At 70.7% G+C, this 10,818-nt stretch carries 10 protein-coding genes; 6 read left to right on the top strand and 4 right to left on the bottom strand.

The genetic code is table 11. The features are described from left to right. Positions 1-157: 157 nt before the first annotated feature. Entirely contained in the window at positions 158-1,654 is a 1,497-nt protein-coding gene (locus tag ACZ6KY_RS37815) for an oligopeptide:H+ symporter (protein WP_469314796.1), read from the bottom strand. A 525-nt stretch (positions 1,655-2,179) separates the two neighbouring features. Between ACZ6KY_RS37815 and ACZ6KY_RS37810 the strand changes: the two genes are divergently transcribed. Then, positions 2,180-2,857, top strand: coding sequence for a response regulator transcription factor (locus ACZ6KY_RS37810; RefSeq protein WP_018566970.1), 678 nt, complete (start codon positions 2,180-2,182; stop codon positions 2,855-2,857). A 203-nt stretch (positions 2,858-3,060) separates the two neighbouring features. Beyond that, positions 3,061-4,344 (top strand): ATP-binding protein, encoded by a 1,284-nt coding sequence (locus ACZ6KY_RS37805; protein ID WP_469314795.1) that lies wholly within the window; start codon positions 3,061-3,063, stop codon positions 4,342-4,344. Between the two features lie 91 nt (positions 4,345-4,435). Here the strand turns inward: ACZ6KY_RS37805 and ACZ6KY_RS37800 are convergent, their stop codons facing one another. Next, positions 4,436-4,981 (bottom strand): GtrA family protein, encoded by a 546-nt coding sequence (locus ACZ6KY_RS37800; protein WP_469314794.1) that lies wholly within the window; start codon positions 4,979-4,981, stop codon positions 4,436-4,438. 208 nt (positions 4,982-5,189) lie between these two features. Between ACZ6KY_RS37800 and ACZ6KY_RS37795 the strand changes: the two genes are divergently transcribed. The 3 genes from ACZ6KY_RS37795 to ACZ6KY_RS37785 are packed head-to-tail and all read left to right on the top strand — an operon-like array spanning position 5,190 to position 8,088. After that, on the top strand, positions 5,190-6,350 hold the full coding sequence (locus ACZ6KY_RS37795) for a 5-(carboxyamino)imidazole ribonucleotide synthase (RefSeq protein WP_469314793.1): 1,161 nt from the start codon (positions 5,190-5,192) through the stop codon (positions 6,348-6,350). Next, entirely contained in the window at positions 6,347-6,871 is a 525-nt protein-coding gene (purE, locus tag ACZ6KY_RS37790) for a 5-(carboxyamino)imidazole ribonucleotide mutase (RefSeq protein WP_401330718.1), read from the top strand. The genes ACZ6KY_RS37795 and purE overlap by 4 nt, the downstream gene beginning before the upstream one ends. Positions 6,872-6,876: 5 nt before the next feature. After that, entirely contained in the window at positions 6,877-8,088 is a 1,212-nt protein-coding gene (locus tag ACZ6KY_RS37785) for a dipeptidase (RefSeq protein WP_469314792.1), read from the top strand. A 50-nt stretch (positions 8,089-8,138) separates the two neighbouring features. Here ACZ6KY_RS37785 and ACZ6KY_RS37780 read toward each other — a convergent pair whose 3' ends face one another. Beyond that, the gene (locus ACZ6KY_RS37780; RefSeq protein ID WP_469314791.1) at positions 8,139-8,498 is read right to left on the bottom strand and encodes a VOC family protein; all 360 of its coding nucleotides are present in this window, start codon (positions 8,496-8,498) and stop codon (positions 8,139-8,141) included. A 122-nt stretch (positions 8,499-8,620) separates the two neighbouring features. Here ACZ6KY_RS37780 and ACZ6KY_RS37775 point away from each other — a divergent pair, with 122 nt between their 5' ends. Next, entirely contained in the window at positions 8,621-9,160 is a 540-nt protein-coding gene (locus ACZ6KY_RS37775) for a CGNR zinc finger domain-containing protein (RefSeq protein ID WP_469314790.1), read from the top strand. Positions 9,161-9,433: 273 nt separating this feature from the next. On the opposite strand, the gene ACZ6KY_RS37770 is transcribed toward ACZ6KY_RS37775, so the two are convergent. Next, positions 9,434-10,777, bottom strand: coding sequence for a UDP-glucose dehydrogenase family protein (locus tag ACZ6KY_RS37770; protein ID WP_469314789.1), 1,344 nt, complete (start codon positions 10,775-10,777; stop codon positions 9,434-9,436). Positions 10,778-10,818 lie beyond the last annotated feature (41 nt).

The following is a 10,818-nucleotide window of genomic DNA, read 5'->3' as shown; positions in this document are numbered from 1 at the left end:
TGTTCCCCGCCTCCTCCCCCCCCCCCCCCCCCCCCACCCCTCCCCACCCCCCCTCCCCCCCCCCCCACCCCCCCCCCCCCCCCCTCCCCACCCCCCCCCCCACCCCCCCCCCCCCCCCCCCCCCCCCCCCCCCCTTCGCCGTGTCGTGGGACCGACGTCAGTGGACGTCGCCCATGAGCGCCTTGACCTTCTTGCGGTACATCCACACCGCGACACCGGCGATCACGGCGAGCGTGGCCTCCAGCGCGACGATGCCCGTCTTGTTGAGGTCGACGTCGGCGATGGAGAGCAGACCGGTCGTGGCGTCACCGGCGGTGACGGCCAGGAACCAGACACCCATCATCTGGGAGGCGTACTTCGCCGGAGCCATCTTCGTGGTGACCGAGAGGCCGACCGGGGAGAGCGTCAGCTCGCCGACGGTCTGCACGAAGTAGATCGCCACCAGCCACATCGCGGCCGCCTTGTGACCGCCCTCTGCGATCGTCAGCGGGGCCAGGAAGAGGAAGAACGACGCGCCGATCAGGATCAGACCCGAGGCGAACTTCGTCGCCGTGCTCGGCTCCTTGCCGCGCTTGTTCAGCCACAGCCACGCCCAGGCGAAGACCGGCGCGAGCGCCATGATCATGACCGGGTTGACGGACTGGTACCAGGAGACCGGGAACTCCCAGCCGAAGATCGTGTTCTTCGCGGACTCGTCGGCGAAGATCGACATCGTCGAGCCGCCCTGGTCGTAGATCATCCAGAAGACGGCCGCGGCGACGAAGAACCAGATGTACGCGGACATCTTCGACTGGTCGGCACGGCCCAGGGACTTGTCGCGCTTGATGCGCCCGATGACCATGACCGGGATGACCAGGCCGGCGATGATGATCGGGACCAGCAGCCAGTTCAGCGTGTAGTGGCCCGAGAAGCCGACGATCGCGTAGAAGACGACCGCGACAGCGGCCCACAGGGCGGACTTGCGCAGCGTCGCGGACTTCTCCTGGGCCGTCAGAGGCGTGGGGACCTCGTGCGAGCGGGCGCTGAGGTGACGGCCGCCGAGCAGGTACTGGGCGAGGCCCAGCGCCATGCCGACCGCGGCGAGGGCGAAGCCCAGGTGCCAGTTCACGTTCTCACCGACGGTGCCGATGATCAGCGGAGCGGCGAAGGCGCCGAGGTTGATGCCGACGTAGAACAGCGTGAAGCCACCGTCACGGCGCGCGTCGTCCGGGCCCTCGTAGAGGTGGCCCACCATCGTGGAGATGTTGGCCTTCAGCAGACCGGAACCGATCGCCACGAGGCCGAGGCCGCCGTAGAAGGTGCCCGAGGAGGGCAGAGCCAGCGTGAGGTGACCCAGCATGATGATCACACCCGCGACGGCGACCGTCTTGCGGGGGCCGAGGACACGGTCGGCGAACCAGCCGCCAGGCAGGGCGAGCAGGTACACGAGGGAGAGGTACACCGAGTAGATCGCGGTCGCGGTGGCCGCGCTGAGGTGCAGACCGCCCGGTGCCACCAGGTACAGCGGGAGCAGTGCCTTCATGCCGTAGTAGGAGAATCGCTCCCACATCTCGGTCATGAAGAGGGTGGCCAGTCCGCGGGGGTGGCCGAAGAAGGTCTTCTCGGAACCGGGGATCCCCGGAGTCACCGAGTCCTTCGTCAGGCTGGACGCCATGGTCGTTCCTTGCTGGTCTGGGACGCGCTGTTGGGGGTCCCCCGCGCTCGAGTGCAACCGAGAGCCCGGGAGAGTTACGCGCCCATGAGGGGCGGCCGGCACCGGCGGGAGTCCGGCGTCCGTCCCCACGCCCACGGGGAGTCCGCTCCGGAGTGCGAAGCGGCGGACGGCGACCACCGGGATCCACGCCCGTCACGCATGAGTGCGTTTGGGCCCGGCCACAGGTCTTCCTTCAAGGCTGGCTGACACCAGCCCGCACACAGAAGAGACCTTCAGCATCAAGTGCGCGCCAAAGGTCCTGATGTAGTGCTTGAGGCGTCTGGTCACCATACGACATGGCAATGCGGCATATGGAAGGACTTGAGACATGGATCACAGGCAACCATGGAACCGCAGACGATCATTCGAAGGTGTAATCCAGGATCGCATCCCAAACCCACAGGTAAGAAACACCCGGACAGAGGGTGTGAATCACGGAGGCGGATCACTGCCCGGGCGTCGTCCGCGGCGGACTACCATCACCCCATGACCCGTGTACTGCTCGCCGAGGACGACGCGTCCATCTCGGAGCCGCTGGCCCGTGCCCTGCGCCGGGAGGGTTACGAGGTCGAAGTCCGTGAGGACGGACCCACCGCGCTCGACGCCGGAATGCAGGGCGGTGTCGACCTGGTCGTCCTGGACCTCGGACTGCCCGGCATGGACGGCCTGGAAGTCGCCCGCCGGCTCCGCGCCGAGGGCCACACCGTGCCCATCCTCATCCTGACCGCGCGCGCCGACGAGGTGGACACCGTCGTGGGCCTCGACGCGGGCGCCGACGACTACGTCACCAAGCCGTTCCGGCTCGCCGAACTCCTCGCCCGGGTGCGGGCGCTGCTCCGGCGCGGCGCCGCCGAGCCCCAGCAGCCGCCCGCCACCCACGGCGTGCGCATCGACGTCGAGTCGCACCGCGCCTGGATGGGCGACGAGGAACTCCAGCTCACGGCCAAGGAGTTCGACCTCCTGCGGGTCCTGGTCCGGGACGCCGGCCGGGTGGTCACCCGCGACCAGCTCATGCGCGAGGTCTGGGACACCACGTGGTGGTCCTCCACCAAGACCCTCGACATGCACATCTCCTGGCTGCGCAAGAAGCTCGGCGACGACGCGGCGAACCCCCGCTACATCGCGACGGTACGAGGGGTCGGCTTCCGCTTCGAGAAGAGCTGAGGCCTCGCCCGGCCGGGCACCCCGGCCGGGCACCCCGGCCGTCCTGGGGTCCTGCGCACGGGACCCGACCGTCCCGGGGTCCTGTACGCCGGACATCCGGCGGCCGGCGACGGAAACCCGCGTCGCCGGACCGGCGCCCCGCTCGGGCCGGAGCGGCGAACGTGCACACTGGTCCCGGTACAGCCATCTGCCCGGAGGGCCCCGTGCGTCGCCGTCTGATCCAGTCCACCCTCGCCGTCGTGCTCGTGGTGATCGCCGTCTTCGGCGTCTCCCTCGTCATCGTCGAGACCCGCACGATCGGCAACAGCGCCCAGGAGCGCGTGGACTCCGAGGCGCTGCGGCTGGCCAGCATCGTGGACAGCCGCGTCCTCGGCGACGAGAAGATCACCGACGAGACGTTCAGGAACCAGGTCACCGACCGGCGCTACGCCGTGATCAGGATTCCGGGCCGCGACCCCATCGAGGTCGGCAGCGAGCCCACCGGCGACGTCATCCAGTACACCGCCAAGGGCGAGTCGGGCGAGACGGTCACCGTCCAGGAGCCCCGCTCCGCGGTGACCAAGGAAGTCGGCCGTACGCTCCTGGTCATCGGCGCCGTCGCGCTGCTCGCGATCATCGCCGCCGTCCTCCTCGCCGTACGCCAGGCCAACCGTCTCGCCTCCCCGCTCACCGACCTCGCCGAGACGGCGGAACGGCTGGGCTCGGGCGACCCGCGGCCGCGCCACAAGCGGTACGGCGTCCCCGAGCTGGACCGGGTCGCCGACGTCCTGGACGGCAGCGCCGAGCGCATCGCCCGGATGCTCACCGCCGAGCGGCGCCTCGCCGCAGACGCCTCCCACCAGCTGCGGACGCCCCTGACGGCGCTCTCCATGCGCCTGGAGGAGATCACCCTCACCGACGACCCCGACACGGTGAAGGAGGAGGCGACGATCGCCCTGACGCAGGTGGAACGCCTCACGGACGTGGTCGAGCGCCTGCTCACCAACGCCCGCGACCCGCGGACCGGCTCCGCCGTCTCCTTCGACCTCGACGAGGTCATCAAGCAGCAGCTGGAGGAGTGGCGCCCGGCCTACCGCAGCGCGGGCCGCGCGATCGTCAGCTCCGGCAAACGCCATCTGCAGGCGGTGGGCACCCCGGGCGCGGTCGCCCAGGTGCTCGCGGCACTGATCGAGAACTCCCTCATGCACGGCGGCGGCACGGTCGCGCTGCGTACCCGCGTCACCGGCAACCAGGCCGTCATCGAGGTCACCGACGAAGGACCCGGCGTCCCCACCGACCTCGGCGCCCGCATCTTCGAGCGCACCATCAGCGGCCGCAACTCCACCGGCATCGGTCTCGCCGTCGCCCGCGACCTCGCGGAGGCCGACGGCGGCCGTCTGGAGATGCTCCAGGCCCAGCCCCCGGTCTTCGGCCTGTTCCTGTCCCGGACCCCGCTGAAGCGGTCGCCACGGCTCCCGGAGGACGACGAGGAGCGGACGGTCAGGTGACCGACCGGGTGACCGGCGCGGGGCGCCGGACCAGGCGGCCGACCAGGGATGGAAGCGCAGGTGGGAGGCGGGAGGTCCCGCCCCCGACCGATCAGTTCGCGCGGGCCCGCGGGCGGCGCGCCTCGGGCTCGGGGTCCTCGTCCAGGAACGATTCGGCACTGGCCACCGCTTCCCGGGCCGGAAGCGTCCGGAAGACCCAGGTGCGGTACGACCAGAAGCGGAAGAGGGTCGCGACGCCGATGCCGACGAACTTGAAGACGTTGCTCTGCAGCGGGCTGTCCCAGCCGAAGCCGTACGTCGCCGCGTAGAGGACACCGTTCTCGATGAACAGTCCCACCACGCTGAACAGCAGGAAGAGCGTCAGCTCCTTGGTGCGGCCACCCCTGTCGCGGTCCCGGTAGGTGAAGTAGCGGAACCCGACGTAGTTGAAGACGATCGAGACGACCGTGGCGATGACACTGGCCCGCACGACCTGCAGGCCCGTGAGGTGGCGTACGAGGTTGAACACGATCAGGTTGACGAGAAGCCCCGCACCGCCCACCGCGCCGAATTTGGCGACCTCGCGGAAGAGGAGGTCGAAGCGGCGCCGAACCGCGCTGCGATGCCCCGCTTGAGGCCCCGATGAAGCACTGCCCATGATGTCGCCAGCCCCCGTCGGTGGGTTATGTCGTCTGCTGCGTCGGTGGAAGTCGGCGCGTTACGCCAACCAGCCCATGCTAACCAGCGCCCCCGCACGGTGGTTGTGCATGTGCTCACAGGTAAGAAAAGACGCGGTCACCGACAGGGAAAATCGGGCGTATCGCCGCGGAAACCGGCCACTGTGGCGCGGCCGATACTCTTGGAGCGTGACGTTCCCGGTAGTCGGCATGGTCGGCGGGGGTCAGCTCGCTCGTATGACACACGAGGCGGGCATCCCGCTCGGCATCAAGTTCAAGCTCCTCAGTGACACTCCTCAGGAGTCCGCGGCGCAGGTCGTCGGCGATGTCGTCGTCGGCGACTACCGCGACCTCGACACGCTGCGCGACTTCGCGCGGGGCTGTGACGTGATCACCTTCGATCACGAGCACGTCCCGACCGAGCACCTGCGGGCCCTGGAGGCGGACGGCACCCCCGTCCGGCCGGGCCCCGACGCGCTCGTGCACGCCCAGGACAAGGGCGTGATGCGCGCGAAGCTCGACGAGATCGGTGTGCCGTGCCCACGGCACCGCATCGTGACCGGCGTCGAGGACGTCGCCGCGTTCGCGGCGGAAGGCCTCGCCGAAGGGGCCGACGGCGACGGCTTCCCGATCATCCTGAAGACCGTCCGCGGCGGCTACGACGGCAAGGGCGTCTGGTTCGTGCGCTCCCTGGAGGAGGCCGCCGACCCGTTCCGCGCGGGCGTCCCCGTCCTCGCCGAGGAGAAGGTCGACTTCGCGCGCGAGCTCGCGGCGAACGTCGTCCGCTCCCCGCACGGCCAGGCGGTCGCGTACCCCGTCGTCGAGTCCCAGCAGGTCGGCGGTGTCTGCGACACCGTCATCGCCCCGGCGCCCGGCATCGCCGAGGAGCTGGCCCTGGAGGCACAGGAACTGGCGCTGCGCATCGCCAAGGAACTCGGCGTCGTCGGCCACCTGGCCGTCGAGCTGTTCGAGACCCGCGACGGACGCATCCTCGTCAACGAACTGGCCATGCGCCCGCACAACTCGGGCCACTGGACCCAGGACGGCGCGATCACCTCCCAGTTCGCCAACCACGTCCGCGCGGTCCTCGACCTCCCGCTCGGCGACCCGCGCCCGCGCGCCAGGTGGACGGTCATGGCGAACGTCCTCGGCGGCGACTACCCCGACATGTACTCCGCGTACCTGCACTGCATGGCCCGCGACCCGCAACTGAAGATCCACATGTACGGCAAGGACGTGAAGCCCGGTCGTAAGGTCGGCCACGTCAACACCTACGGCGACGACCTGGACGACGTCCTCGATCGCGCCCGGCACGCAGCCGGCTACCTGAGAGGCACGATCACCGAATGAGCCCCGTTGTAGGCATCGTCATGGGTTCGGACTCCGACTGGCCGGTCATGGAGGCCGCCGCCCAGGCGCTGGACGAGTTCGAGATCCCCTACGAGGTGGATGTCGTCTCCGCGCACCGCATGCCGCGCGAGATGATCGCGTACGGCGAGCAGGCCGCGGAGCGCGGGCTCAAGGCGATCATCGCGGGAGCCGGCGGCGCCGCCCACCTCCCGGGGATGCTGGCGTCCGTCACCCCGCTGCCCGTCATCGGTGTGCCCGTCCCGCTCAAGTACCTCGACGGCATGGACTCGCTGCTCTCCATCGTGCAGATGCCGGCCGGCGTGCCCGTCGCGACCGTCTCCGTCGGCGGCGCCCGCAACGCCGGTCTGCTGGCCGCCCGGATCCTCGCCACCCACGACGAGGAACTCCTCGGCCGGATGAGGGAGTTCCAGCAGGAGCTGAACGACCAGGCCACCGAGAAGGGCAAGCGACTGCGCGCCAAGGTCGAGGGCGCCGCCGGCGGCTTCGGCTTCGGGAAGTGACGCGGATGTCCTACTCCTCCCAGGCCCCCGAGTCCTCCCTGCCCTCGCTCGACCGTGCCCGCGCCCTGCTCGACGAGTTCCCCGTCGTCGACGGGCACAACGACCTGCCCTACGCCCTGCGCGAGCAGGTCCGCTACGACCTCGACGCCCGTGACATCGCCGTCGACCAGAGCGCCCACCTGCACACGGACCTGGCCCGGCTGCGCGCCGGCGGCGTCGGCGCCCAGTACTGGTCGGTGTACGTCCGCTCGGACCTGCCCGGAGCGCTCACCGCGACGCTCGAACAGATCGACTGCGTACGGCAGTTGATCGACCGGCACCCGGCTGACCTGCGGGCCGCGCTGACCGCCGCCGACATGGAGGCGGCGCGCTCCGAGGGCCGTATCGCCTCCCTCATGGGCGCGGAGGGCGGTCACTCGATCGACAACTCCCTCGCCGCCCTGCGCGGGCTGTACGCGCTCGGCGTCCGCTACATGACCCTCACCCACAACGACAACATCGCGTGGGCGGACTCGGCCACGGACGTTCCCGTGGTGGGCGGCCTGTCGTCCTTCGGCCGTGAGGTCGTACGGGAGATGAACCGCGAGGGCATGCTCGTGGACCTCTCGCACGTGGCCGCGACGACCATGCGGGACGCGCTCGACACCTCCGTCGCGCCGGTGATCTTCTCCCACTCCTCGGCGCGCGCGGTGTGCGACCACCCGCGCAACATCCCGGACGACGTGCTGGAGCGGCTGCCCGCCAACGGGGGAGTGGCGATGGTGACGTTCGTGCCGAAGTTCGTCCTCCAGGCGGCGGTCGACTGGACGGCCTCGGCCGACGAGAACATGCGCGCCAACGGCTTCCACCACCTCGACACCACCGCCGAGGGCATGAAGGTCCACCGTGCCTTCGAGGAGGACAACCCGCGCCCCGTCGCGACGGTGTCGACGGTCGCCGACCACCTCGACCACATGCGCGAGGTCGCCGGCATCGACCACCTCGGCATCGGCGGCGACTACGACGGCACGGCGTTCACCCCGGACGGTCTTGACGACGTCTCCGGCTATCCGAACCTGATCGCCGAGCTCCTCGACCGCGGCTGGTCGTCCACGGACGTGGCCAAGCTGACCTGGCAGAACTCCGTGCGCGTGCTGGGCGCCGCGGAGGACGTGGCCCGCGACCTCCAGTCCCGTCGGGCACCGTCGAACGCGACGCTGGAACAGCTGGACTGCTGACCGCCGGCCCCCTGGAGCGGGCTCCAGGACGTGCCCCCGCCCGGGTGGGCTCAGCAGGCGCAGAGGCAGAACGGGTGCCCCGCCGGGTCGGCGTACACCCGGAACGTACGCGACCTGTCCTCGGTGTCCAGAGGGGTCGCGCCGAGCGCCAGCACCCCCTTCTCCGCCACGTCCAGGTCCTCGACCTTCAGGTCCAGATGGAACTGCTGCGAGGCGTCGGGCGAGGGCCAGCGCGGCGGTACGTACCCGGGCGCGGCCTGGAACGCCAGCTGCTGGCCGCCGGGCACCTCCAGGTCGATCCAGTCGGTCTGGTCCGTGATGGTGCCGCCGAGCACCCCGGCGTAGAACTCGGCCAGCGCGCGCGGGTCGGGACAGTCCAGGACGACGACGTCGAGCTTGGCGAGAGCCATGGCTTCCTCCGTGGGATCTCCGGCAACACCTGTGAATGAAGAGTGAATGACGGGTTACCTGTAAACCGCTCCAAGGAGTAACGGTTACTGCATGGTCCCGCATTGGAGGTAACGTCGCAAGCATGAATGACCGAGCGCCCGCACCCGGCGGTCTGGCCCTGGTCCAGGCCCTGGTGAACACCCTGGACATCGAGTCGGGCGCCGACTCCCTGGACACGCCCGAGGGGCTGGCGCGCTTCGGCCTGGCGGCGGCCGAGGCGGAAGGGGCGCGCGAGCTGCGCGAGTCGCTGCGAGCGGTGTGCCTGGCGCACGCGGGGCATCCGGCGCACCGGAAGGTGACCCCCCTCGGGGAACTCCTCGCCCGTGCGCCCCTGCGGGTGACGGTCGACGAGGACGGCGGCGCCGCGCGCCTGGTCCCCGCCACCGAGGCGACCTCCCCGGCCTTCCCGGCTCCCGCGGCCTCCTCGACCCCCCTGGCCTTCCGGATCGCCGCGGCGATCGCCGAGTCGCTGGTCGAGGACACCTGGCCGCGGCTGAAGGCCTGCGAGGCCCCGACCTGCCACTGGGCGTACTACGACCGCTCACCGGCGGGCCGCGGCCGTTGGTGCTCGATGTCGGTGTGCGGGGCGCGCGCCAAGATGCGCCGCTACCGCGCGAAGTAGGACCCGTCCGCGAAGACCTGGCGGGACGCCGGAGGAAGACCTGGCGCCCCGACGGAGGGAAACCCGGCGGCACGACGGACCAGGAGCCGAAGCGGGAGCCGTGCCGGGAGCGGGCCGGGAGTCGGACGAAGTCCGGAGGTCTCCGGTCACCGCACAGCGAAGTGGTGCAGAATGCAACCGACGCCGGTCCGGCCGACTGAGCCTCGGCCGGACCGGTGTCGTCCGCGACAGACATCGGCCGGCGCCCCGACGGGCGCCGGCCGATGGCGTGGATCAGGCGGTGGGCCGCCCCATCGCCCGGTACGTCCAGCCGGCCCGGCGCCACGTCTCCGGGTCCAGCGCGTTCCGCCCGTCCAGCAGTACGCGAGACGTGGCCGCCTCGCCCAGCACCGCCGGGTCCAGCTCACGGAACTCGCGCCACTCCGTCAGATGCAGGACGACATGGGCGCCCCGCACGGCCTCCACGGCGGAGTCGGCGTACCCGAGCGTCGGGAAGAGCCGCTTGGCGTTCGCCATGCCCTTCGGGTCGTAGACGGTGACCTGGCCGCCCTGGAGGTGGATCTGCCCGGCGACGTTCAGGGCCGGGGAGTCGCGTACGTCGTCCGAGTCGGGCTTGAAGGTCGCGCCGAGCACGGCGACCCGCTTGCCGAGGAACGAACCGCCGCCGAGCGCCTCACGGGCCATCTCCACCATCTGGCCACGGCGCCGCATGTTGATGGTGTCGACCTCGCGCAGGAAGGTCAGCGCCTGGTCCGCGCCCAGCTCACCGGCGCGTGCCATGAAGGCGCGGATGTCCTTGGGCAGGCAGCCGCCGCCGAAGCCGATCCCGGCCCGCAGGAACTTCTTCCCGATCCGCTCGTCGTGCCCTATGGCCTCGGCCAGCTTGGCGACGTCACCGTCGGCGGCCTCGCAGACCTCGGCCATCGCGTTGATGAAGGAGATCTTGGTGGCGAGGAAGGAGTTCGCGGACGTCTTCACCAGCTCGGCGGTCGGGAAGTCGGTCACCACGAAGGGCGAGCCGTCGGCGACCGGCGTCACGTAGACCTCGCGCAGCAGCTTCTCGGCACGCTCGCTGCGCACGCCCACCACGATCCGGTCCGGGTGGAGCGTGTCGTTCACGGCGAAGCCCTCACGCAGGAACTCGGGGTTCCAGGCCAGCTCCGCGTCCTCGCCCGCGGGGGCGAGCTCGACGAGCCGGGCGGCCAGCCGCTCCGCCGAGCCGACCGGCACGGTGGACTTGCCGACGACGAGGGCGGGACCGCGCAGATGCGGCGCCAGCGACTCGAAGGCCGCGTCGACGTACGACATGTCGCAGGCGTACTCGCCGTGCTTCTGGGGCGTGTTCACACAGACGAAGTGGACGTCGCCGAAGGCCCCGACCTCGGCCCAGTCCATGGTGAAGCGGAGCCGGCCCGTGGAGCCCTCGATCCCGGCCACGTGCTTGCGCAGCAGCTCCTCGAGACCGGGCTCGAACATCGGGACCTCGCCCCGCTGGAGCATCTCGATCTTCTCCGGCACCACATCGAGCCCGAGAACCTCGAAGCCGAGCTCGGCCATGGCCGCGGCGTGGGTGGCGCCGAGGTAGCCGGTGCCGATCACGGTGATCTTGAGGGCCATGGGTGCTCCTGAGGTGTGCGGCGTCGGTGCGCGCCTGAGCA

The sequence above is a fragment of the Streptomyces sp. NPDC042002 genome, assembly GCF_055588305.1.
Note: the sequence above shows the minus strand (reverse complement) of the source record. Positions and strands in the feature narration are given on the sequence as shown.

Coding starts and splice junctions, on each gene's coding strand:
- ACZ6KY_RS37770 (WP_469314789.1), bottom strand. CDS start 10,777: ATGGCCCTCAAGATCACCGTGATCGGCACCGGCTACCTCGGCGCCACC.
- ACZ6KY_RS37800 (WP_469314794.1), bottom strand. CDS start 4,981: ATGGGCAGTGCTTCATCGGGGCCTCAAGCGGGGCATCGCAGCGCGGTT.
- purE (WP_401330718.1), top strand. CDS start 6,347: ATGAGCCCCGTTGTAGGCATCGTCATGGGTTCGGACTCCGACTGGCCG.
- ACZ6KY_RS37785 (WP_469314792.1), top strand. CDS start 6,877: ATGTCCTACTCCTCCCAGGCCCCCGAGTCCTCCCTGCCCTCGCTCGAC.
- ACZ6KY_RS37815 (WP_469314796.1), bottom strand. CDS start 1,654: ATGGCGTCCAGCCTGACGAAGGACTCGGTGACTCCGGGGATCCCCGGT.
- ACZ6KY_RS37780 (WP_469314791.1), bottom strand. CDS start 8,498: ATGGCTCTCGCCAAGCTCGACGTCGTCGTCCTGGACTGTCCCGACCCG.
- ACZ6KY_RS37775 (WP_469314790.1), top strand. CDS start 8,621: ATGAATGACCGAGCGCCCGCACCCGGCGGTCTGGCCCTGGTCCAGGCC.
- ACZ6KY_RS37810 (WP_018566970.1), top strand. CDS start 2,180: ATGACCCGTGTACTGCTCGCCGAGGACGACGCGTCCATCTCGGAGCCG.